This window comes from Chryseobacterium culicis, from assembly GCF_900108365.1.
Taxonomy (GTDB): Bacteria; Bacteroidota; Bacteroidia; order Flavobacteriales; family Weeksellaceae; genus Chryseobacterium; species Chryseobacterium culicis.
In genome coordinates this window covers 1-24,786 of the sequence record NZ_FNWQ01000002.1, presented here as the reverse complement: position 1 = coordinate 24,786, position 24,786 = coordinate 1, and the positions used below count along the sequence as shown (strand labels likewise).

20 protein-coding genes are annotated in these 24,786 nt (G+C 33.4%); 13 read left to right on the top strand and 7 right to left on the bottom strand.

Annotation, left to right across the window (positions count from 1 at the left end):
- From BLW74_RS06450 to BLW74_RS06440, 3 genes are all read left to right on the top strand, one after another.
- Positions 1-1,224 carry an AAA family ATPase gene (locus BLW74_RS06450; RefSeq protein WP_089690771.1) on the top strand — a complete coding sequence of 408 codons (1,224 nt, stop codon included), beginning with the start codon at positions 1-3 and terminating at the stop codon, positions 1,222-1,224.
- Entirely contained in the window at positions 1,211-4,318 is a 3,108-nt protein-coding gene (locus tag BLW74_RS06445; RefSeq protein WP_089690769.1) for a type I restriction endonuclease subunit R, read from the top strand. Before BLW74_RS06450 ends, BLW74_RS06445 begins: the two co-directional genes overlap by 14 nt.
- A gap of 103 nt (positions 4,319-4,421) precedes the next feature.
- Positions 4,422-5,291 carry a hypothetical protein gene (locus BLW74_RS06440; RefSeq protein ID WP_089690766.1) on the top strand — a complete coding sequence of 290 codons (870 nt, stop codon included), beginning with the start codon at positions 4,422-4,424 and terminating at the stop codon, positions 5,289-5,291.
- A 58-nt stretch (positions 5,292-5,349) separates the two neighbouring features.
- Here BLW74_RS06440 and BLW74_RS06435 read toward each other — a convergent pair whose 3' ends face one another.
- Entirely contained in the window at positions 5,350-5,886 is a 537-nt protein-coding gene (locus BLW74_RS06435) for a hypothetical protein (RefSeq protein WP_089690764.1), read from the bottom strand.
- Positions 5,887-6,103: 217 nt separating this feature from the next.
- Between BLW74_RS06435 and BLW74_RS06430 the strand changes: the two genes are divergently transcribed.
- The 3 genes from BLW74_RS06430 to BLW74_RS06420 all read left to right on the top strand — a co-directional run bounded on the left by BLW74_RS06430 (position 6,104) and on the right by BLW74_RS06420 (position 7,490).
- On the top strand, positions 6,104-6,391 hold the full coding sequence (locus BLW74_RS06430; protein WP_089690761.1) for a hypothetical protein: 288 nt from the start codon (positions 6,104-6,106) through the stop codon (positions 6,389-6,391).
- Positions 6,392-6,415: 24 nt separating this feature from the next.
- Positions 6,416-6,841, top strand: a complete 426-nt coding sequence (locus BLW74_RS06425) for a hypothetical protein (protein WP_089690759.1) — start codon at positions 6,416-6,418, stop codon at positions 6,839-6,841.
- A 130-nt stretch (positions 6,842-6,971) separates the two neighbouring features.
- Positions 6,972-7,490 carry a hypothetical protein gene (locus tag BLW74_RS06420; RefSeq protein WP_089690758.1) on the top strand — a complete coding sequence of 173 codons (519 nt, stop codon included), beginning with the start codon at positions 6,972-6,974 and terminating at the stop codon, positions 7,488-7,490.
- Positions 7,491-7,660: 170 nt separating this feature from the next.
- Here the strand turns inward: BLW74_RS06420 and BLW74_RS06415 are convergent, their stop codons facing one another.
- Genes BLW74_RS06415 through dinB form a run of 3 tightly spaced genes read right to left on the bottom strand, consistent with a single transcriptional unit; the run spans position 7,661 to position 12,511 of the window.
- Positions 7,661-8,269 carry an alpha-ketoglutarate-dependent dioxygenase AlkB family protein gene (locus tag BLW74_RS06415; RefSeq protein WP_089690756.1) on the bottom strand — a complete coding sequence of 203 codons (609 nt, stop codon included), beginning with the start codon at positions 8,267-8,269 and terminating at the stop codon, positions 7,661-7,663.
- Positions 8,270-8,290: 21 nt separating this feature from the next.
- The gene (locus BLW74_RS06410; RefSeq protein WP_089690754.1) at positions 8,291-11,344 is read right to left on the bottom strand and encodes a DNA polymerase III subunit alpha; all 3,054 of its coding nucleotides are present in this window, start codon (positions 11,342-11,344) and stop codon (positions 8,291-8,293) included.
- A gap of 18 nt (positions 11,345-11,362) precedes the next feature.
- Positions 11,363-12,511, bottom strand: coding sequence for a DNA polymerase IV (gene dinB / locus BLW74_RS06405; RefSeq protein WP_089690751.1), 1,149 nt, complete (start codon positions 12,509-12,511; stop codon positions 11,363-11,365).
- Positions 12,512-12,572: 61 nt separating this feature from the next.
- Here dinB and BLW74_RS06400 point away from each other — a divergent pair, with 61 nt between their 5' ends.
- The 3 genes from BLW74_RS06400 to BLW74_RS06385 all read left to right on the top strand — a co-directional run bounded on the left by BLW74_RS06400 (position 12,573) and on the right by BLW74_RS06385 (position 17,380).
- Entirely contained in the window at positions 12,573-13,349 is a 777-nt protein-coding gene (locus BLW74_RS06400) for an XRE family transcriptional regulator (protein WP_089690749.1), read from the top strand.
- Positions 13,350-13,874: 525 nt separating this feature from the next.
- Positions 13,875-15,278 carry a DUF3945 domain-containing protein gene (locus BLW74_RS06390; protein ID WP_089690745.1) on the top strand — a complete coding sequence of 468 codons (1,404 nt, stop codon included), beginning with the start codon at positions 13,875-13,877 and terminating at the stop codon, positions 15,276-15,278.
- Positions 15,279-15,304: 26 nt separating this feature from the next.
- The gene (locus tag BLW74_RS06385) at positions 15,305-17,380 is read left to right on the top strand and encodes a type IA DNA topoisomerase (protein ID WP_089690744.1); all 2,076 of its coding nucleotides are present in this window, start codon (positions 15,305-15,307) and stop codon (positions 17,378-17,380) included.
- Between the two features lie 48 nt (positions 17,381-17,428).
- Here the strand turns inward: BLW74_RS06385 and mobC are convergent, their stop codons facing one another.
- Positions 17,429-19,426: a conjugal transfer protein MobC gene (gene mobC, locus BLW74_RS06380; protein WP_089690742.1), complete on the bottom strand. Its 1,998-nt coding sequence runs from the start codon at positions 19,424-19,426 to the stop codon at positions 17,429-17,431.
- A gap of 176 nt (positions 19,427-19,602) precedes the next feature.
- Here mobC and BLW74_RS06375 point away from each other — a divergent pair, with 176 nt between their 5' ends.
- Positions 19,603-20,610, top strand: coding sequence for a PDDEXK nuclease domain-containing protein (locus tag BLW74_RS06375; RefSeq protein WP_089690740.1), 1,008 nt, complete (start codon positions 19,603-19,605; stop codon positions 20,608-20,610).
- A 14-nt stretch (positions 20,611-20,624) separates the two neighbouring features.
- Here BLW74_RS06375 and mobB read toward each other — a convergent pair whose 3' ends face one another.
- Both mobB and mobA read right to left on the bottom strand, forming a co-directional pair.
- Entirely contained in the window at positions 20,625-21,908 is a 1,284-nt protein-coding gene (mobB, locus tag BLW74_RS06370) for a conjugal transfer protein MobB (RefSeq protein WP_089690739.1), read from the bottom strand.
- Entirely contained in the window at positions 21,898-22,347 is a 450-nt protein-coding gene (gene mobA / locus BLW74_RS06365; RefSeq protein WP_089690737.1) for a conjugal transfer protein MobA, read from the bottom strand. The genes mobB and mobA overlap by 11 nt, the downstream gene beginning before the upstream one ends.
- A 584-nt stretch (positions 22,348-22,931) precedes the next feature.
- Here mobA and BLW74_RS06360 point away from each other — a divergent pair.
- Genes BLW74_RS06360 through BLW74_RS06350 form a run of 3 tightly spaced genes read left to right on the top strand, consistent with a single transcriptional unit; the run spans position 22,932 to position 24,696 of the window.
- On the top strand, positions 22,932-23,699 hold the full coding sequence (locus tag BLW74_RS06360) for a ParA family protein (RefSeq protein ID WP_089690735.1): 768 nt from the start codon (positions 22,932-22,934) through the stop codon (positions 23,697-23,699).
- Positions 23,700-23,709: 10 nt separating this feature from the next.
- Positions 23,710-24,111 (top strand): DUF3408 domain-containing protein, encoded by a 402-nt coding sequence (locus tag BLW74_RS06355; RefSeq protein ID WP_089692567.1) that lies wholly within the window; start codon positions 23,710-23,712, stop codon positions 24,109-24,111.
- A gap of 3 nt (positions 24,112-24,114) precedes the next feature.
- Positions 24,115-24,696, top strand: a complete 582-nt coding sequence (locus BLW74_RS06350; RefSeq protein ID WP_089690733.1) for a hypothetical protein — start codon at positions 24,115-24,117, stop codon at positions 24,694-24,696.
- Positions 24,697-24,786 lie beyond the last annotated feature (90 nt).

The following is a 24,786-nucleotide window of genomic DNA, read 5'->3' as shown; positions in this document are numbered from 1 at the left end:
ATGGGACAAACAATAACCGAGATAGCTCAATCTTTAAAGGATGCCAATAAGAAAGTGCAACTGATTTATGCTTTTAATGGCACTGGTAAAACACGTTTATCACGTGAATTCAAAGAGTTAATAGCACCCAAAAATCCAAAGACTGAGGAAGAAGAAGAATCTGGAATTAAAATAATGTATTATAATGCTTTTACTGAAGACCTTTTCTATTGGGATAATGATTTGGATTACGACGTTGATAGAAAATTGAAAATCCAGCCTAATGGATATACCGATTGGGTACTTCTAGAACAAGGACAGGAAACAAATATTACTACTCATTTCCAACGCTATACGAATGATAAATTAACACCGAAATTTAATGAACAGTACACAATTAAGGATGAGGAAAACGATAAAGATATAATTGTACCCGCTTATTCTGAAGTACGTTTTTCATTTGAACGAGGAGATGACTCAGGATCAGATTTTGTGAAAATTTCAAAAGGTGAAGAAAGCTGTTTTATTTGGAGTGTTTTTTACAGTTTACTAGAGCAAACAATTAATGTATTAAACGTTGCAGAAGAGGATGACCGAGAGACTGACCAATTTAACCATTTGCAATATGTATTTATTGACGACCCTGTAAGTTCATTAGATGATACCCACCTAATTGAATTGGCGGTAAATATTGCTGAATTAATAAAGTCAAGTCAGTCAGACCTTAAATTTGTTATTACAACACATAATCCATTATTTTATAATATTTTATTCAATGAGTTTAATAATTCAGATTCAAGATATAGCTACAAGCCAAAGTATTGCATAAAAAAACGTTTAGAAAAGTTAGAAGATGGAACTTTTGATATTCATATTCAATCAAAAGATTCCCCATTCTCTTATCATCTTTTTCTATTAGAAGAACTTGAGAAAGTCAGAATATCTGGTAATATTCAAAAATATCATTTTAACTTTCTTCGTAATATTTTGGAAAAAACATCTACTTTTTTAGGTTACTATGAGTGGAAAAAACTTTTACCAGAGGATGCAAATGGTGCTCGAGAAGGTTATTATAAAAGGATTCTTGATTTATCTAGCCATAGTAAGTTCTCAGGCGAAGAAACTTCTGCATTAACAACTCAAGAGAAGGATGTTTTCAAACATTTAGTTAAAGAAATTAAAAAACTTTACAAATTTAAACTCAATAATGATCAAGAAATAACCGAAGAAAATGTCACAGTATAATACCATAGCAGAATCAAATAATTTTATTGTTTTAGATAAGTACACCAAGTATTCGTCAATCAATTATACACCTACAGGTTATCAAACCGAATCAGCTTTAGAAAGTGAATTTATACAAGATCTCATCAACCAAGGTTTTGAGAATCCTACCGAAATTAAATCTTCAGAAGCCATGTTAGCTAATGTTAGAGTGCAACTACAAGCACTCAACAATATGCAATTTACAGATATTGAATGGAAGCGTTTTGTAGAAGAATATCTAGATAATCCCAGCGATACTCTGATTGATAAAACACGTAAAATACACGATAATTATATCTACGATTTTGTGTTTGATGATGGGCATATCCAAAATATTTATTTGGTTGATAAAAAAAACATCATCCGTAACAAAGTTCAAGTTATTAAACAGTTCGAGCAAAAAGGGACGTATGCCAACCGTTACGATGTTACCATTTTAGTTAATGGATTGCCTTTGGTACAGGTAGAACTTAAAAAGCGCGGGGTTGCCATTCGCAAGGCTTTTAATCAGGTACATCGTTACAGTAAAGAAAGTTTCAATAGCGAAAATTCTCTTTTTAAGTATTTACAGCTGTTTGTAATTTCCAACGGGACTGACACCCGATATTTTGCCAATACAGTACAACGTAATAAAAACAGTTTCGACTTTACTATGAACTGGGCAAAGGCCGATAATTCTTTAATTAAAGATCTTAAAGATTTTACGGCTACTTTCTTTCAAAAAAATACGCTGTTAAACGTGTTATTAACCTATTCGGTTTTTGATATCAGCAATACATTACTCATCATGAGACCTTATCAGATAGCAGCTACCGAAAGAATGTTGTGGAAGATAGAGAGTTCTTACAATGCTAAAAAATGGTCTAATACAGAAAGTGGTGGATATATTTGGCATACTACAGGGTCAGGGAAAACTTTAACCAGTTTTAAAGCGGCTCGTTTGGCTACAGAACTCGAATTTATTGATAAAGTATTTTTCGTAGTAGACCGTAAGGATCTCGATTTTCAAACCATGAAAGAATACCAACGCTTTTCTCCGGACAGTGTTAATGGTTCTGACAGCACAGCTGGTTTAAAAAGAAACATAGAAAAAGAGGATAACAAAATTATTGTTACCACAATCCAGAAGCTGAACAACCTGATGAAAACGGAAGGTGATTTGGCAATTTATCAAAAGCAGGTAGTCTTTATTTTTGATGAAGCCCACCGCTCACAGTTTGGCGAAGCACAAAAAAATCTCAATAAAAAGTTTAAAAAGTTCTATCAGTTTGGTTTTACTGGAACTCCCATATTTCCGGAAAATGCTTTGGGTGCAGAAACAACAGCAAGTGTATTCGGTCGAGAGTTGCATTCATACGTAATTACCGATGCTATCAGAGACGAGAAGGTCCTTAAATTTAAGGTAGACTATAACAATGTACGCCCAAAATTTAGAGGAATAGAAACTGAACAAGATGAGAAAAAATTAAGTGCTTCAGAAAATACCAAAGCCTTATTGCATCCAGTTAGAATCAAAGAAATTTCCCTATATATTTTACAGAATTTTAGAATTAAAACCCATAGGACACAAGGTGGTAATAAAGGTTTTAATGCTATGTTTGCTGTGAGTAGCGTAGATGCAGCAAAATGTTATTATGAAGAGTTAAACAAATTGCAAAAAGACAGTGACAAGCCTTTAAAAATAGCAACTATTTTTTCTTTCGCGGCCAATGAAGAGCAAAATGCAGTGGGAGAAATTCCTGATGAAAATTTTGAGCCAACAGCTATGAATCAAAGTGCCAAAGAGTTTTTGGCTAAAGCTATCAATGACTATAATGCTATGTTCAAAATGAATTTTAGTGTGGAGAGTAAAGGTTTTCAAGACTATTATCGTGACCTTGCTAAAAGAGTTAAAAGCAAAGAAATTGATTTAATAATTGTTGTCGGAATGTTTCTTACCGGTTTTGATGCTCCTACGCTTAACACCCTTTTTGTAGATAAAAATTTACGGTACCATGGTTTAATGCAGGCTTTTTCCCGTACAAACCGTATTTATGATGCTACCAAAACCTTTGGAAATATTGTTACGTTTAGAGACTTAGAACAACCAACCATTGATGCCATTACTTTGTTTGGTGATAAAAACACTAAAAATATAGTACTTGAAAAAAGCTATAAAGAATATCTAGAAGGCTTTACAGATGTGGCTACAGGTGATGCTCGCAGAGGTTTTGTAGACGTTGTAAATGATTTGACTGCCAAATTTTCTGATCCAGACGAAATCGTTACCGAGAAAGATAAGAAAGAGTTTACCAAACTATTCGGGGAATACCTTCGTGTAGAAAACATCTTGCAAAACTACGATGAATTTACCCATCTAAAAGCTTTACAGCAAATTGATCTAAACGATTCGCAAGCTGTGGAAATTTTTAAGGAAAACTATTTCGTAACAGATGAAGACATTGCTTTAATGAAGGATATTACATTATTGCCAGACAGAACCGTTCAGGACTATCGCTCAACATATAACGATATCCGTGATTGGTTCAGAAGAGAAAAGCAAGGCAAAGAAGCCGAGGAATCTAAGATAGATTGGGATGATGTAGTTTTTGAAATCGATTTATTAAAATCACAGGAAATAAACTTAGATTACATTCTTGAATTGATTTTTGAACATAATAAGAAAACCAAAGATAAAGGAGTTTTAGTTGAAGAAGTCCGTCGTATTATTAGAGCCAGTATTGGAAATAGGGCAAAAGAAAGTTTGGTAGTTGATTTTATCAACGAAACTGACCTTGATACCATTCCTGATAAAGCTAATATTATTGATAGTTTTTTTGCTTACGCGCAAAACAAACAAAAAGAAGAAGTTTCAGAATTAATTACAGATGAAAATCTAAACGAAGAAGCTGCTAAAAGATATTTAGCAACATCATTAAAAAAGGAATTCGCTACAGAAAATGGAACGGAACTAAATGCTATTCTGCCTAAGATGAGTCCTCTAAATCCATTGTATCTAACAAAGAAACAAAGCGTTTTTAAAAAGATTATTGATTTTGTAGAAAAATTCAAGGGTATTGGTGGGCAGTTATAAGCACTTTTCTAGATTTTGAACTGGATAAAATATGTTATCACAAATTTTTAAATTACTTACCTTTGAACTATAACTAATAACTATTAATATTAATACTAATTCTATGTCAGATGTTAAAAACATGCCACTTCATGAAAGAAGAATTATTATGATAGCTTCTGACGAGACTAAATTAAAACAAAGAACACTTGATTGGTCCAAAATTTTTATAAATGAAGAGGATCTGTCTTTTTATAAATCATTAATAAATCATAAAAAAGATTCTAATGATTCAAGAAGTATAATACAAAAATTTAAAGATAAATTTCATGATGAAGTTAAGGACGGTTTTGCATATTACTTCAAGGAAAAAAGATTGCCTTTAGTTATTTGTAAAATAGATGATGTAATTAATAATTTTAAATTTCCTCCACAACATCCAAAGAATGGATTTGCATATGCATGCAATGATATAGAGCCAGATTTATATCTTCCTTTATCTATGTTTCATTCCTACATGTATCAATCTAAACTATCAGCATTTAATGAATTATGCGCAGCTTTAGGTGCAAGAACCTGTCGAGTTATATCCGTAGAGGAAAATGGCAAAATCATTACCAATAATGCAGAGCTTAATAAAATACCAACTAAATTAGGATTAATTTCTTCTAAATTAAATCTAAAAATAAATAAAAAAACTAATAGGGAATCTATTATATATTTAGAATTACCTAAGCCAAATAAAATAAAATCATATGAAAGTTTATGGTTAGATTCTGAACCGACCTGGAAATCTCTTCAAAAAATCAGATTAAGTAATGATCTTCTTAAATATACAGTCGATCTTAATTACACTGATGAAATGGGAGTTGACACCAAATTAGCGGCATCAATAAATTCTGTTGGTGGTAACATTGGTGGTGTATTTACTGGAATCACAAAGGTTATGTACAAGTTTGAGGTGGAGTTTTGGCCAAAGGATCAAATCTTGTAAAAAATAATTATACGAGAATCTTAATTTTTAAATAATCAATTGTATTAGTAGTGTAAGATTAGTTTTTTTTAGCTGAGACTTTAGGTGAAAAGTCAAGTTTAAATTCTCTTCCTAAACCCTTCTTTACATACATATAAATATCACTAATCTTTGCAAGAAAACAATAGTCTTCAAGCTGAGTTATTTTGCTAACGCTTAAATTTGATTTTAGAGAGAATTCTTTTTTTGAACATAGGCGCTTTGCTTTAAGTTTTAGACCGATAATAAATAATTGGTATTGATATCCAAATATTTCTTCGCTTAAATTTAACTCTTTTAGCAAATCCTCTTTTAAGTTTTTCCAATCATTTTTAGCTTTCTCATCAGGCTTGTTAAAAACATCTTCTGGTATTGAAAAAAGAAACCTACTATAATGTTTGTAAAATGGTGTCCTTAATTGTTTATCAAAACCTAAATTTTGATGATCTGGATATGTACCAAAATTCGTATCATAGTCATAATCCTCACAAAGATATATACTCGCTTCTAACATGAATAGCATTCTCATTTGTTTATTAACATCTAATGATCTTAAATATTCTAAAAACTCGTCCATTGAAAAATTGTAATATGGGTTCATATATTCTTATAAAAAACTATCACTTGAAAAATACAACACTCTCACTATATTAAAGTGTTTACTCGTTATTTTATTTGCCATGAAATTAAAAATTATTTTTGTAAAAGGGGTAATTGATAAAATAATTGTGTAATCTGTTCTATTTGGTATATTTGAAAAATTTATTCATCTTTAAAAAATTTCACATGTGTGCATGATGAAAACAAACGTAAATAAAAGCTTTACCATGGAATATGATTATATAATTGTTCAAAGTGTTCTAACAAACGAAAGGGGAAAACATGGTCCTATACACATCAAACCTCTTCCGGGACAAGATCCTTATGATGAAAATATGTATGTGCAATGTTCAAAAACCATGTCAAATGATTATCCAGTTGGAACAAAATTTAGAATAAAAGCTAAAATTGTTTATCCTGAAAATAAACGACCATTTATATCTACGCATTATACTTGGGCGTTTGACATTGTTGAAGATTAGTAATTGTAATGTAAGTTTTTTGATATGGATAATCTTTTAAAATCATTTAAGTTTGAATCTGAGAATATTATATTGTTTTTAGATTTAAAAAAGGAGATTTCTGATACAGCTATAAAAATGATAATCAGAGCTCGAATAGAAAATAACAATCCTGAAGTTACTATGACTGAATCTGTTAATGGTTCGTCTCATGATATACATCTGAAATATAAAACAGGCTCTTTTTTGTATATTGGATCAAATGATTGGAAAGGTGTTCGCTGGGATAAGTCTAAAAACGAATCTAAGTACATAATTTATCGAAGCATTAGTGAAATGAAGGAAGCTTACGTAAAGCAAAGAGAGTTTATTACTCTTATCTCAAACTATTTTTATGATTCGATAAAAAAATTTAAAAACCTAAAGCTTCTTTTTGAAACTCCACTGGAGGATATATATTCAGATGAATGAAATCAGTTATAGAATTTTTAGATTAAATAGTATTTTTGGAAAAATGTTTTTTTAAAGTAAATTGTATTTTTAGTTTTACTAGACTTTCACTAAAATATCTAAAACTCATATACTAATTATCATTTGTACAATGAAATCATCAGATATAACAGCCATACTTACCACACTAATTTCAATTTGCGCCCTTGTTGTAGCAACACTTAGTTATCGAAGAGATCGTAATAAATCAAATCAAGATTTTCTGTTTCAAGAAAAAGTTCTTGCATACAAAGAATTGATTTTTCATGTCAATTTTATATTCGAATCATTTTTTGACATAATGGATGAAATGCTAGATCACGACGGTTCAGTTACAAAATGGGAAAAATTTTTGAATAAAGAATCAGAATATTATGATGATCTAGTTGCTGATCTTTATAAATCAATATTCAGAGCTCTGCCAATGATTCCGAGCGACATTTACAAAGAGCTTATAAAATTCGGTCAGGATTCAACACAATTTATAGATTCTGCATTTGATAAAAATAAAGATCTTACAATAGAAGCGCATGAAAAGCTTGACAAAAATTTAAGAAACATTATTAATCTTGTAAGAAAAGATTTAAATGTAGATCAATTGAATATTTCTTTATCAAATAGATTAAAATAAAAAGAGAGGTGGGGCAAATAAGTTAGGACTTGATGCTTCACTCCATTTTTTAGAAAACGGTTTTAATTTCCAGATTCGTTTGTTGTGATGTCGATGAATTAAAATTAGATTGTCAACCATTATAAGTCATTAAAATGTAACCTTGACTAAAAACGGTCAGGTTATTTTATTTATATTTCTTTCACAAAACGAAAAGTCAAATTAATCCGCTCCTTCATCGGCAATGTAGATTTAGCAATCCGATGTTCCCAATGTTCCTGCAAATCTCCTTTCATGATGAGCAATGAACCGTGTGGAAGCGGAAGACTGTATTTACTCTGATGATGCTCCTTTTTTCTAAAATCAAAATTTCTGGTTTGTCCCAGACTGATGGATGCAATCACAGGTCGTTTCCCATAACGGCTTTCTTTATCTCTGTGCCAAGCAACAGAATCGTTGTGATCTCTGTAGAGATTAAGTAAAACCCCATTAAACTGACAGCCAAACTCTTTCTCAATTTTTTGTTTTAAAGAAAACAATTCGGGAGTCCACGGATTCGTAGGTTTTTTATTTTCTTTTAATGTAGCATATTTTGAATCCCCGTACCATGCCGTTAATCGTGGGGTGAGCACGGTTTTATCATACATCTTCTGAATACTTTGTTCCCATGGAGCCGTATATAATAATATATCTTTAAGCAGGTCTGCTTCTTCCTTATTTAGAAAGTTTTCTCTGTAATCCAAGAGATCTTTCGGAAATTCATAGAATTCTTCTGTGTTAAATAAACTCAACTGATTCATTTTTGTATCTTAATAATAGGGTTATTGTATCTTGTGTCTTATCAATCCGATCTCATGGGCCTGAGGGTAGGGTTTTCTATGGGTCATGCTGACATCTTCCTTAATCTGACGATGTATATCATATTGTTTTTCCTTATCATAGGAATATCGGGGATCGGGAATCATCGGCATTTTTGCCATTTTGTGAATGGTGATGGTAGGAAAATGGAAATCTACTTCTACAGTCCCCAAGAGTAAATAGCATCCTCCCCCCTGAAAATCGTATTGCTTCAGACTATCAGGAAAATGAGCAGTATCAAAATACTCTCCATTGATATCGATCCAGGTTCCGAAATACATGGTTCCTTTTTTTGTGGGAACATGCTTTCTGGAAATAAGGTAGGCCAACATTTTCACCTGCCGTTTGTGAAATTTCAATAGATCTTTGACAAAAACGGAACCTCTGTATTTGGTCTGCAGTAAATCAAAAGGACTGCATGAAACCGGAAATCCGATGAGTTCTATTTCATCAAAAGCATCTTCAAACTGTTCTCTTTTCAATTGAGGTAACTTAAATTCTTGAACCGGTTCTTCAATGAGCATGAGTCCTCTGTTTTCGGGTTTAAAGTTGACCAGTAAAATTCTCGCTTCTACGAGGAGCTCATTTTTAGGTTTTCCTGTGAACCTGAAAGCTCCTATAAAAATGAGAATCTGTACGGTTTCAATACCTATAGGAATACGTTTTATAAAATCTTCCAATGATCTATAGTCACCATTCCTTTCCCGTTCCTCTACAATTCCATGGGCAATTCTTGTTTCGAGACCTTCTAATACCATCAGACCTAAATAAATATCTTTTCCTTTGAGTATAGTTTGAAACTCACTGGTATTCACACAGGGAACCTGAATATTTCCGCCCGACATTTTTGCTTCATGAATATAGACTTCTGTACGGTAAAACCCTCCCTGATTATTAATTACCGAAACCATAAATTCTAAGGGATAATATACTTTGAGATACAAACTCTGATAACTTTCTACAGCATAGGAAGCAGAATGTGCTTTACAGAAAGAATATCCTGCAAAGGATTCTATCTGTCGGTATGCTTCAGCCGTTAATGTTTCTGAATGCCCCAACTTTTTGCAGGATTCAAAAAAATTGTTTTTCACTTCTCTAAGCTTTTCGATTGAACGACCTTTACCACTCATGGCTCTTCGGAGAATATCTCCATCAGCCAGAGACAAACCACCAAAATATTGAGCAATCTTAATCACGTCTTCCTGATAGACCATAATGCCGTAGGTTTCTTTCAGGTGTTCTTCGAATACTGAATGGAAGTATTCGAATTGATCGGGATGGTTATGCCTGAAAATATACTCGCGCATCATTCCGCTTTGTGCCACCCCGGGTCTGATAATAGAAGATGCAGCTACAAGGATTCTGTAATTATCGCACTTTAATCTTCTTAAAAGCCCTCGCATTGCCGGAGACTCAATATAAAAACAGCCTATGGTTTTTCCGATAGCCAGATATTCATTGGCTTTCCCTTCATCTTTGGACAAAGTGGTATCCCTGATATCGACACTTATCCCTCTTGTCTTTTTGATCAGCTCTACGGTATCATTGATCGTTCCTAATCCTCTTTGGGAAAGAATATCAAATTTTTCGAGTCCGATGTCTTCGGCGACATTCATATCAAATTGCACAATCGGAAACCCTTTAGGAGGCATTTCTAGAGCAGTATAATGAGTAATCGGTTCTTCAGAGATCAAAATTCCACAGGAATGCATGCTTCGTTGATTGGGAAATTTTTCTAACAACTTGCCGTATTGATGCACCAGTTGTACTACCTCATTCTGGTCATGTTGCATCATCGGTCTCTTCGCTAACTCATCCAGCTCTTCTTTAGGCAGACCAAATACTTTTCCCACTTCTCTGAAAATGGATTTGTACTTAAACTCCACATTGGTTCCACAGAAAGCCACATGATCTTTCCCGTACCGGTCAAAAATATATTCCAGTATGGTATCCCGATTCTGCCAGCTCCAGTCGATATCAAAATCCGGCGGAGACTTCCGGTTAAGGTTTAAAAACCTTTCAAAATACAGATCCAACTCCAACGGGCAGATGTCCGTGATCCCTAAGCAATAGCTTACAATAGAATTGGCTCCACTTCCCCGCCCTACATGCATAAAGCCCATGCTGTTGCTGTAACGGATGATATCCCAGGTAATCAAAAAATAAGAACAGAAATTGAGTTCGTCGATTACCTTAAGCTCTTTTTCCACTCTTTTTTGAGCTATTTCATGTCGGTTGCCATATCGCTTTTCCAAGCCTGAATATGCCAACCTTCGGAGTAGCTTTACATCATCGGCTTTTGATTTTGTATAAAACTGCTTATTCTTGACCTGTTTAAAATCAAATTCAAAACTACATTGCTCCAACACATCTTTTGTTCTCTGAATAATTTCAGGATATCTTTCGAATGCTTTTGCAATAGCCTGCTCATTTACAAAATATTCAGATTTTCTACAGACCTCTCTTTTAGTGAGCTTTGATAATAAGGTATTGTTATCAATTGCTCGGAGAATTTTATGAAGTTCATATTCTTCATTGGTACTGAAAGTAACAGGATGTAAAACAAGCATCTTCGATAGTAGTTTCTGATATTCAGGTCTGATCATAAAATTCAGTTCTTCTATTCTTATGCCTATGAATTCATTTTCCTTAAGTTTAGTAGGGATATTGCTCATAGGATAGATTACAAAAACGTTTTTAAATTCCGGTGCTGTTTCTGAGAGTTCTTTGTCATCACAATTATGATCGGTAATGAGTTTATTAACTTCCCCAATTCCTGAAAATTCTTTTGCAACAGCAATGTACAGCAGTTTTCCTTCCTTTCTAACCTCAACTCCGGCCACGGGCTTAATACCACTCCTCTCGCACTCCATTTTAAAATCATAAATCCCCGTAACGGTATTGATATCCGTTAACACCAATTCTTTAATTCCTAAATCGGAAGACTGCTTTACCATTTCTTTTATGGATAACGTCCCATAACGAAGGCTGTGGAAAGAATGACAATTTAAAAACACTGCTAAAAATTTAAAGTTCTACTTTTCAAAATCAAAACCTGAAGCTCTGCCTACAGCATCACTTCCAAACCTGTTTTTCAGGTAATCCATCGTTTGATACAAACTCATCTGCTCTTCGGTATCTTCAAACAGGTTCATTTGATGATTGCCATGAACAAGCCCGGTAAATCGCAATCCGACCAAACGAAGCCTCATTCTTCTTGTATACACTTTATTAAAAAGCTCCAAAGCTACTCTGGATAAGATATGGTCAGCAGAAGTATAAGAAACTTTGCATTGCTTGGTTTCGGTATCGAAGTTGGCATAACGGATCTTTACGACTACCGTAGACGTTAACCATTTTTCTTTTCTTAACTGATAGGCTAATTGTTCGGCCATTCCTGAGATGAGCCTTTTTAGTTCTGCAACATCCATGGTATCGTTGGTAAACGTTCTTTCTGTAGAAATTGACTTCCTTTCGGAATAAGGCACTACTGGATTTTCATCGATACCATTGGCTTTTTTCCAAAGCTCCTTTCCATTTAATCCAATCATCTGCTGCAAGACGAGAACAGGCATCTCGGATAAGGTGTGGATAGTACGGATTCCGATTCTTGATAACAACTGAAATGTTTTATCGCCCACCATCGGAATTTTTTTAATGGATAACGGGTTTAAAAACGGTTTAATTTCTAAATCTTTAATTTCCAATCTTCCTACAGGTTTTGCTTCTCCGGTTCCTATTTTAGAAACCGTTTTATTAGCTGATAAAGCAAAGCTTATGGGAAGTCCTGTTTCTTTGGTTACGGTTGTCGCAATTTCCTTTGTCCATTGATAACATCCAAAGAACTTATCCATTCCTGAAAGATCGAGATAAAACTCATCAATACTTGCCTTTTCCATCAACGGAACTTTTTCCTGAATAATCTGAGTAACGGTATGTGATAAATTGGAATATAGTTCGTGATCTCCGCGAATTACTTTTGCATCAGGACATAGACGTAAGGCCATTCTAATTGGCATAGCAGAGCGCACTCCAAATTTTCTTGCTTCATAGGAGCATGATGCTACTACTCCACGGTCTCCACCTCCTATGATGAGGGGAATCCCGTTAAGCTGAGAGTTATTGCGTCTCTCACAGGATACAAAGAATGTATCCAAATCCATATGTACAATTGCTCGGTTCACGTCACAAAATTAGATACTAATTGTATCATTTTTACTATATTTGCAGATACAATTTGTATCAATGTCAATTTTTTCAGATAACATCAGGTTTTTAAGAACTCAGAAAAATTTATCCCAACAGGAGCTTGCGGATCAAATTTTGATGAGCAGGGTTCGTTATTCCAAATATGAAGATGGTCGTTCTGAGGCTCCTTATGAGCTTCTCATCAGGATTTCAAAATATTTCAATTTGAGTATTGATCTGCTCCTCACAGTAGATATTAGAAAGTATCCTTTGGAAGACGTATTAAAGCTTCCGGATAACAGAATTGTTTTACCAGTCGTAGTTGACCAATTGGGGAATAACAGCATTGAAATTGTTCCGCAAAAAACTTCTATGGGCTATCTGTCAGGGTACAGTGATCCTGAATATATTGAAAGCTTACAGAGGATTTCTTTACCTTTCTTAACCAATGGTAAATACAGAGCATTCCCGGCTAAAGGAGATTCTATGCCACCATTTAAAGATGGTTCCTATATTGTTGGAAAATATCTTGAAAAAATTGATGATCTGAAACCAAATAAAAGTTATGTTTTTGTTACGTTAAATGACGGGATTTCTTATAAAAGGTTTGCTTCCAGAAATAAGAAATCAATTACTGTAGCTGCTGATAACTCATTCTATAAACCTTATGACATTCCATTGGGAGAAATCGTTGAAATATGGCAGTATGCTTCAGGAATTTTCCCAGAAGACTTTGAACCTGACCGTCTTGAAAATTACAATCTAAAAGAAATGTTTCTTGAAATCCGAAAAGATATTCAGGGACTCGATGAAAAGATTTCAAAAAAAAACTAAAAACTTAAACCTATTATGATCATATCTTATTACGATTTCCAGAACTTACCTGACCGTCAAGCTCAGTATGATTTTGTTATTACTCATGGACGTTTAATAAGCGAAAGAACAACTTCTCAATCAAAATATGTTTTGTATGAAGTTTCAAATTTTTCAGTAGAGCTTATTTACGATATTTTTAATAATAAAATTATAGACATAAATGTTTTTGAAAATAAGACTTCTCATCTGAATGGATATTAAAAACTTTCTGGCAAAAAATAAAAATCCTGTTCTATTATTCATGGAACAGGATTAAAACACAAATGATGAAAAAAAAATATCTCTTACTAGAGACACTATAAAGTTAAGTATTTTTAGATAATAAGAGATAATAAAGAGCTATCAAAAAATCATATAAGCTCTTTTAAAATATCCTGATAATGATATCACTGACAATCTAAGCCAAATTTCTCCACTCACTTCCATCTTCAATTTATGTTACTCTAATCTTTTACATTCGATGTTAAATAAACATTTAGCATCATGGAAAATATTACTAATACTCAAAATCCAGATCCTTCTTTAATCAATATTCTATTGGTTTTAAATCCAAAAACCAATAAGATTGAAGCAGTCAAAACAGTTGACAATAAAGGGGATTTGAAGACAGTACCCAATACAGAAAAGTATCAAAATCAATTTTTAAAAATTGATAAGCAAGGGGATTTATTCTCTAATTTTTTCTCCAACTTTTTAAGTCAACTCAAAAACCCGACCCTATTCAATTTCTTTAAATCTCCACTTAAAGAGTCTGAAAATATAGGAAAACAGATCCAACACCATCTTAAAAACCCCAGTACTGAAGGGGAAGAATTTCTAAATACCTACAAAATATTAACATCAAATACCAATACTATGAGTACTACTCCATTATCGGAAAAAGAATATCAGTATTCTGCTGATCAAATTGACTGGAACATGATGTCAAAATTTGGCTTAACCAAGGAAAAACTAGAAAAAGCAAATGCCTTAGATCCTATGTTAAAAGGATTTAAAACCAATGGTCTTGTTCCCGTTACCATTAATCTTGGGACTGCACTTACTAAAATGGATGCACGTCTTTCACTAAACACTAATGATGCAGGAGACGTCGTCATCAATATCCATGGAATAAGAAAAGAACCTAATTTAAACTTTAAATTCCTTGGACATGAATTCAGTCTTGAGGATAAAAAAAATCTAATGGAAAATGGCAACATGGGACGTGTTGTAGACCTTATTAACCCAAAGACTGATGAAATCATACCTTCTCTTATTAGCAGAGACCGATTAACCAATGAACTTGTGGCTTACAAAGTTGAGAATATCAAAATTCCCGATGAAATTAAAGGTATCAAATTAAATGAAGAACAAAAGCAAATGCTGATAGAAGGCAAACCTTTATATCTGGAAGGAATGATTTCTACTAAAGGCGAACCTTTTAATGCATATCTTCAGTTTAATGCCGATAAGAAATATGTTGAATTTCTTTTTGATAACAACCAAAAGCATCAACAAACCCAAAATAATCCACGGAGTGAGGTTCCAAGAGCTTTCAGGGGAAAAGAGCTCAGTGAAGAACAGTACAGTCAATTTAAGTCAGGCCAAACAATCTATATTGACGGTCTGCTTGATAAAAAGGATCAGCCTTATCATGGCTATATCACTCTTAATCAAGAAACAGGAAAAATTGATTTTTCCTTTCAAAATCCTAATAAATTGAAAGAGCAGCCAAAACCTACAGAGACCCATAAGACACAAACAGCTGTCAACTCGGAAGGCAAAACCAATGAAGCTACTAAAAATCTTAAAACACCTTTACAAAAAGCACAACAATCTCCAAAAGATAAAAAACAAAAAGATCAACAGGAGAAGCCTCAACCTCATTCTAAAGGGCGTAAAATGTAATACTAACTTCAAAAAATAATATCAAAATGAAAGTAGTATTAGCAGAAAAGCCCAGTGTAGCGAGAGAAATTGCCAATTTACTGGGAGTATCAGAAAAAAAAGATGGTTATCTGGCAGGTAATGGATATAATGTCACCTGGGCTTTTGGACATCTCATAGCTCTTGGAATGCCAGAAGATTACGGTATATCAGGTTTTGATAAAAAAGCTCTCCCCTTCTTACCAAATCCTTTTATCCTGACTTTAAGAAAAGTAAAAAAAGGTAAGGAATTGGTTATTGATAAAAGAGCAGATCACCAATTAAGAGTTATTGAAAGGTTATTTAAAGAATGTGAAAGCATTATTGTTGCTACTGATGCAGGGCGGGAAGGTGAACTTATATTCCGTTATATCTATGAATATCTTAACTGCAAAAAAACTTTTCAAAGATTATGGATCAGCTCATTAACAGAAAAAGCCATTCAAGAAGGGTTTAAAAATTTAAAACCAGGGAATTACTATGATGGTTTATATGCGGCAGCCCAATGCAGAAGCAGAGCCGACTGGTTACTGGGAATCAACTCAACACAGGCATTAAGTACTGCAACAGGTGATGGTATATATTCATTGGGGAGAGTTCAGACTCCGACATTAGCAATCATTTGTAAACGGTATCAGGAAAATCAAAATTTCACATCCCAGAAATACTGGCAGATTGAATTATTGCATCATAAAGATTTTATGGAGTTTAAAAGTCTAAGTGTTACCAAGTTTACTGAAAAAAAACAGGCTGAAGATCTTGTTAAACTAATCGAAAGAAACCATATACAGTCTGCTATCACTGCTATTGATACAAAAACAGTGACTGAACAGTCTCCTTTGTTATTTGATCTTACTGGATTGCAGAAAGAAGCCAACAAAAGATTCAACTTTACAGCAGAAGAAACGTTGAATATTGCTCAAAGTCTATATGAAAAAAAATTCATCACCTATCCACGTATAGGAAGTCAATATATTCCGGAGGACGTCTGGCCAGAAATACCTGACCTGATAAGAGCATTGCATGAAAACGAACAATACAAGCCATTTACGAGCATTCTTACTTGGGGAAACTTCAATAAAAAAATAGTTAATTATCTAAAGGTTACAGATCATCATGGTTTACTGACTACTGAAAAGGTTCCATCTGCTCTGTCAGGGCAAGAAAAAGCAATCTATGAACTGATTGCTTTTCGATTGCTTGAATCAGTTTCACAACCCTGTATCAAGGAAATTACTACTATTACTTTGAAAATACTTCATTACGATTTTGCAGCCAAAGGATCTAAGGTATTGCAAAAAGGTTGGCGAAGTATCTATGGAAGTTTTTCAGATGATCTTGAAAAAGTACAAGAATTCCCTGAGTTAAAAAAAGGAATGGAAGTAAAGATTAAAACGATCAATGTATTGGATGAAAAAACTCAGGCTCCTGCACTTTATACTGAAGCAAGTTTACTGTCTGCCATGGAAAATGCCGGAAAAGAAATTGAAAATGAAGAGCAGAAAAAAGTTTTAAAAAATTTAGGTATAGGTACTCCGGCTACACGAGCTTCTATCATTGAAATATTACTTGACAGAGGTTACATTCTCAGAAAGCAGAAATCACTCATTCCCACTGAAAAAGGTCTTCGAGTATATGAACTGGTAAAAGATAGAAAAATTGCAGATGTATCTTTGAATGCTGAATGGGAATTGGATTTTCAACGTATTGAAAATAAAGAATTGGATGCTACTGCTTTTCAAAAACAAATTGAAGTTTATACTCAATCTGTCACAGAAGAATTCTTACAACATCATGTAGAGAGAAGTGATCTTCCAAAGCTAGTATGCCCTAAATGTAAAGTACAGCACTTGATTATTCATCATACAATAATAAAATGTCCTGATGAAAATTGCAATTGGTTACAATTTAGAAATATTTGTGAAATACAATTGAGCCTTCCTGATATTGAAAGTCTTGTTAAAAAAGGTAAGACTTCTCTCATTAGAGGGATGAAAAGTAAATCTGGTAATCAATTCAACGCCTACATTGCTTTAAACGAAGATCATACAACCTCTTTTACATTTGAACACAAAAACAAATAATTTTTTAAAATCGCATTAAAAAGACTGTCTCCATATGAAACAGTCTTTTTAATTTTGTATTAAATACTCCAAATCAGGATCATTTTTAATTCTTTCCATCTCATTTTGGATTATCAAAATAATATCATGTTTAATCTGTTTATAATTACGATCAATAATCTCTTTCATATTATCATTACCCTGCAAATCTGTAAAAAATAAGATCTCCGGGATTTTCTGATACTCTTTTGTATCTTCTAAAACTTTTTCGTTATCAACAACGATTTCAGCATGAAACATTTTTTGTTCAATACGTTCATCAAAATTATCAGATACTGCCCCTACAAACATACCTTGCGTCAAGGTCGAAATTTTTGAAGCCGGTATCAGACTGTCCAGCTGAGTAGATATAGAAGTAGATTTATCGTTTCTGTTAATGGTCATGCTCTGTCTCTTTTGTAAAACCTTTCCAAAACGCTCTGAAAGGCTTTTTGCCGTCTCTCCTACTACCTGTCCACTAAAAATATTACCCACGGTGTTCTGAATCACCTTACTTTCTTTATCACCATAATCTCTTGTTAACTGAGAGAAATCTTGAAATCCTAAACATACCGCTACTTTATTACTTCTTGCTGTTGCAATCAGATTATCCAGCCCTCTGAAATAAATGGTAGGAAGTTCATCAATAATAACTGAACTTTTCAGCTGTCCTTTTTTATTAATCAGCTTTACGATACGGGAATTATATAATCCCAATGCAGCCGAATAAATATTTTGTCTGTCCGGATTATTTCCAACACATAAAATTTTAGGTTGTTTTGGATTATTAATATCCAATGAAAAGTCATCACCTGTCATCACCCAATACAGTTGTGGGGAAATCATTCTGGATAAGGGAATTTTAGCTGAAGCTATTTGTCCCTGGAGTTGATCCTGTGCTCCACCCTGCCATGCATCCATAAACGGAGACAGGTAATTTTCAAGATCAGGATAAGAAGTTAAAATGGTAAAAACATCTGAATATTTTTTATTCAGTAGTTCAATAGCATGAGGAAAAGTACAATATTTACCGTCTTCATAAATTTTTAAAAACCAAATTATCGCTGCCAACAAAATAATTGGTGACTCTACGAAAAAGTCTCCTTGTTTCTGTATCCAACTGCGGTTTAGATTTAGCATTATGGTGTAGGCGGCTTCATAAGCATCAGATATATCTGTCATGAAATTAGGATCTAAGGGATTACAACGATGACTTTTCCTCGGATCATCAAAATTAATTACGTAAAACTTTGGTTTAACCTTATACTTATCGTAATGTTTTAATAAATGATTATAAGCAATCGTTGAAAGATCATCAAACTTAAAATCATAGATGTACATGGAAAAGCCTTTCTCAATCTGCTGCTTAATAAAATTGTTTACAATAGCATATGACTTTCCGGATCCCGGTGTTCCTAAAACAATAGTGGCTCTGAAAGGGTTAACAATATTAATCCATCCTTGATTCCATTTTCCGTTGTAATAAAACTTAGTGGGTAAATTGATGGAATATTCATTTTCCATTAACTTCGTTTCCTGCATAAAGCTTTCATTCTCATTATTGAACACATCTTCCATTAAGTTATTGGTCAATAGTCTGTTCATCCATAACCCGCCCACCATGAGAAAAATGTATCCGCCAGAAATTGAAATGAAGTAAAGAACTGTTCCTAGAAACCAATTCAGTTTCAATAAAGGAAAATTGAAAAAATACAACAGAAAACCAATGATTAATACTTTAGTAATTTTTGCCCATGTAATTTTCTCATCTTTCACTCCTTTGGTTCCAAGACAGCTTAAAGCCAATAATACCAAGGCAAAAACTTTGGTATATACAGGATAGGAAAACAATCCGGTAGTCTTTTGAAAATTAGTCAGTATTGTATTGACAATTTCCAATGTCCAACCTTGTTCTACAAAAGCGTGATAACAGTACCAGTATAGATGCATAAGTACCATTACAATGCTTACAGCTCTCATAAATCCCATGATTTTAGCAAGCCCTCTTAAGTCGTCTTCACCCTGCATATGATATAATTTTAAGTTTAGGAATGAATGTAGAAGTCATCAGTTCATGAAAATATCAGAGGCTGTTATTGGCATCATTTGTCCTTCATTGGCATTGTTTACAATATAATTTAGACGCTTTGGGATGACCTGCTCTTTATTGAAAATATTTACATTTGTCATTACAACAAATCAAGATGAATACGCTACAATCAAATTATAATAATCTCCTTAACAGCATTGGTTCTACTATAGAAACGGCAAGGCAAAATGCCGTGCGAGCCATCAACAGTGAACTGGTGAAATCCAATTGGGAAATTGGCAGGCACATTGTGGAGTATGAACAACATGGTGAAGAACGAGCTGAATACGGAAGTAATTTATTAGCAGTACTATCCAAAGATTTGAAACAGCGATATGGCAAAGGATTTGGCAGGCGTAATATACTTGATATGCGTCGTTTTTATCTGGCTTATCCAAAATGGCAGGCGGTGCCTGCCAAATTAAGCTGGACCCATATCATCACATTGTTAGCTATTTCAGATGAAAATTCCAGAAAATTCTATGAAAAACAGGCAGAAATCGAAAACTGGGGTTACAGAGAACTTGACCGTCAGATCAAGTCTTCGCTGTATGAACGCCTTGCTTTGAGTAAAGATAAAAAAGGAGTCCTGAAGCTTTCTGAACACGGACATATTGTTACCGATGTAGAAGAAGCTGTAAAAGATCCTTATATTCTTGATTTTTTAAAAATTTCACAAGAAAATATGGTTACTGAAAAAGCATTGGAACAGAAAATCATTGACAATCTTCAAATGTTCCTTCTTGAATTAGGAAAAGGATTTACGTTTGTTGGCAGACAATACAAAATATCGTTAGGGAAAAGGCATTTTTATATTGATTTGGTATTTTATCACCGCATTCTAAAATGTTTTATTCTTATTGATTTAAAAATCAAGGAGGTCGAGCATCATGATATTGGTCAAATGAACCTTTACCTTAACTACTTCAAATCAGAAGAGAATGTAGTGGACGACAATGAACCTATAGGAATTATTCTTTCTGCAGAAAAAGATGAAGTCTTGGTAGAATATGCTACGGGGGGAATTTCTAATAAAATATTTGTTTCAAAATACCAGTTATACTTACCAGACAAAAAAGAATTGCAGCGAAAAGTGCAGGCTCTAATAGCAAAAGAAGGATAGATTTATTTACCATTTTATCGTTTTCTTCTCTTTTTTCGCTTCATCATTTGTTGTGCAAAAATTTCGTCTTCGTGATCTTCCCCCTGCACCATTGGTAAAAATCCAGGCAATGAATTTTCATCGTTATAGATGTTATTATTATTTTCACCACTCAAAAACCCAAATAAAGAATGGATTTCAGCAGAGAAGAACTTATCTGTCGGAACAGATTGAGATTCCTGCTGTTTTAAATCGGAAGTTTTTCTATGGGTTTGTTGATTCTTCCAAAGATCATTAAATATGTTGGCTGAATACCGTTTTCCGAGACTTGATCCATTCCAGACGGTTCTGGAATTATGGTCTATAAATGTAATGCCATATATTCTTCCAGTTTCATTTCTTCGTATCACAGTATTAATACCTTTGGATTTCACTTTCTCAATAAAAGCCCTTTCATTATTACTGGATTTCAAAACATCATCAATAATTGCTTTTATATCAGATTTATTAGAGGAGTTTAGCCCAAATTCTTTACTTTTCAAAAAGTGTGATTCCAAGGCGTTCAGTCCCGCCATTTTACCCATAATTGAAGCTTTAATGGGATTCCCAATTTTTTGCTTATTTTTGTCTAATGCAAAATAGACTAAACCTCGCTGTGGTTTTCCATGCAATTCACCCTCAATTTTTTCAGCATTAATATTAAAAAGTGAAAGCAAAGCGTTGTACTCTCCCAGTGTTTTAAATGAATAATAATCAGCTATATTTCGAATTACAGAAGCTATTTGATTTTTACTATTACCTGCCTGATAATCAACAAGACTAAAAATCAGTTTATTTTCAGATTCTTTTCGCTGTGTTGCTGGTAGCAAATTATAACTTCTTTCCAGCTTTCTACATATCTCCATTGATCTTTTTTTCTCAAATTTATCTGAGATTTTTTTACCATATTCATCCACACCTACTGAAACTATGTGAATGTGTGTGCGGTCAATATCAGTATGTTTAAATACAATATAGGGTTGTTTTCCATAGCCCATTTCATTCATGTAATCTTCTGCCATCTTTACAAAATCCGTATCGCTTACTCTATCATTCGGATCGGGATTAAGTGATATGTGCAGTGTGTGTTTTTCCGTGTTTCTATTGGCCGCTAAATAAGGTTCAAAAGATTCAATTAGCTTTGGAATTGTATATTTATTGTCTGGAGTTTCAATCATATTATTGGTAAATAATATTTTTGCATTTCCCTGCTCAACTTTAAGATGATTGTAAGCCAATGCACCATATAACTTGCTGCTTCGTCCAATTTTAGCGATCATTTTCTTTCAATTTTCTATTATAAGCTAAGTTAAATTCATTTACCAATTCGGTGATTTTTCGACATAAAATAGTAAGTTCAATAGTTTGTTTTTCCAATCGATATAAAAATGCAGCAGCTTTTTTTTCGGTAAAATGAGTATATAATAATTTGACCACCTGATTATAATTAACACCGACTGCTCTGAATTGAGAATAAAAGGAAGTAAGTCTCATATAAAAATCAACAGATCCTTTGTCAATCTTTACTGTTTTAATCTCTTTGGAAAATAGTACAGAAATAATAAATCGAGCTTTATTATCGATTCCCGAAGCTTCAAAAAGAGACAAAAATTTGCTATTCTCATCATCATTCAAACGAAAAACATAACGATGAATAGAGGGATCAACCTTAGGTTTTCTTCCTCCTTTATTTCTATTGTTTTTTTTCTGATTATCCATTAGAATTCTATTTTAACAGTTATAAACCTCGACTTTGGAGAGTGTTTTAAAGCTCCCGGCAGGGCAAGTTGTTTTGAGGCACAAAAAACAGTTATGAGGCACTCAAAACACAACTTGCCGTGTTCAGGTGAACACTATAAACATAGCAGATAAAACTGCTTGAGCAGTTTACATTACATTTTAGATTACCTGGCAAAAACCGGGGGTCTCTCCTATTTATCCATACTGCAATTTAGATCCTATTTGCCCTCACTTCACAACTTCCATAATTTCCAAATAGCGCCATAAACTACCTGAGAGTGCCTACAGAAAACATTGATTTCAAAAGGTATTTTATTTACGGTATTATTTAAAACAAGCGATAAAAAAAGCAAGAAATAAAAATGTAAAGTTTTAAAAATGTAAAAGCATTTTTAAATATTTAAAAACAATAGTACTACTTACAAAACCTGAGTTCATAAAGACATTTAACAATATTTCAAAGTATACAAATAAGTTTATAACAGGTAAAAAAACATACCTACAAAGAAATAACAAACATATAAAAACAAGCAATAAAGAAAATAACTATAAAATTTCACAAAATGGAAACAATAAAGAAAACATTGAAAATAAGTTTTTCTACACAAAAAGGTGGTGTTGGAAAATCAACTATCACAACCCTCCTGGCGAGTATGCTTCACTACCGTTTAGGGTATAATATACTGGTTATAGATTGTGATTTTCCACAATATAGTTTAAGTAATATGAGAGAGCGCGATAAAAAGACAATCATGGTGAATGATTATTACAAAAAGGTAGCAATGAAGCAGTTTCAACACCTTAACAAAAAAGCATATCCTATTATTAGGTCAAAAGCAGATACAGCACTGGAATCAGCGTCAGATTATTTACAACAAACGACTATTGTTCCTGATGTTATATTTTTTGATCTTCCCGGAACTGCTAACACAAAGGGTGTCCTCACTACATTAAAAGCTATGGACTTTATCTTTGCTCCTTTAACTGCTGACCGCTTGGTTGTAGAAAGCACTTTAGGATTTACTAAAGCTTTTTTAGGATTACCACAAACAGAAAATGACAGCAGACAGCAATCCCTCTGGTTGTTTTGGAATCAGACTGATGGACGTGAAAAAACAGGATTATATGACATTTATGAAAAGGTAATTATAGAACTCCAGCTTAACATCATGAATACTAGGATCATGGACAGCAAAAAATTCCGTAAAGAATCTGATGATCTGAATAACAGTATTTTCAGATCCAGCTTGCTACCGGCAGAATCACAGCTTCTAAAATCTACAAAAATGAATCTGTTTATTGAAGAGTTTCTACAAATCATACAATTATAAAAGGAAAATGATGGCTACAAATAAAGAAAGTACAGAGCATGAAAACCCTCATGTAGATGAAGATTATTTGATGCAGGTCATCAGCGGTGAAGAACCTGCAACATTAAAAGCAACAGATCAAAAAAAGGAACCATCTCTTCAAAAATCTAAGGAAAAATCAAAAATTAATTCTACCAAAAAAGCAACTTATGAAGATACATTCTTGATCAATCGATTGCCTTCAGGTCGTAATGGCAAAGTGGTCTACATAAGACCTGAATACCATGAAAGACTTTTAAGAATTGTTCAGATTACAAGAGAAGACCGAACGACGCTATACTCATACATTGATAATATTCTGGAACAACATTTCTTGGATTATGGAAATGACATCACAGAATATTTTAACCAACATTTTAAACCAATACTGTAAATTATGGAAATCATCATTGTTGTATGTTTAGTCATCATAATCCTGTTACTTCTGCATGATAAAATTATTATTAAGCAAGCTCCAAGCTCTTCGAAAGAGGATAAGAGAGCTCCATACAAAACGCACAACATTATGGGAGAAACTAAAACATTTCCAAGTCACGAGCTGCCAATCGCTCCCATTGAAAGGCAAAAAATAGAATTGGAAATTGATCCATCTAATTTAGACATAGAATATGATGTCAACGAAAACATCTATGTTCAAAACCTACAGAAAGAACCGGAAAAAAATCTTAATAGCGAGCCTGATTTTATTGAAGAGGAAGAAGAATGGAAAAAATATAGAATTATTGAGGAGGACAATGGTTTTGCTCAAGGGGTTGTCTTCGAGGAACTAAGTACTACCAAGATGATCTTACAACAAGAAGTCTGTGATGCATCTGAAAAGAAAACAGCAGTAGCTGTAGTTCAGAAAATATATGGAACCGATTTATACACCTTACTAGAAAATTCTATTGAAAATGCTTCCCATAAAATAGCTGAGCTATTGGATAAAAATTTTGATTCTGAATACAATAACGTGTAATAGCCACGACTTTATCTGACAGTTAGGGTTTAAAAATAATTGTCAGTTATCCAATACTGTCCTTACTTCCAAAAGTAAGGATTTTTTGTT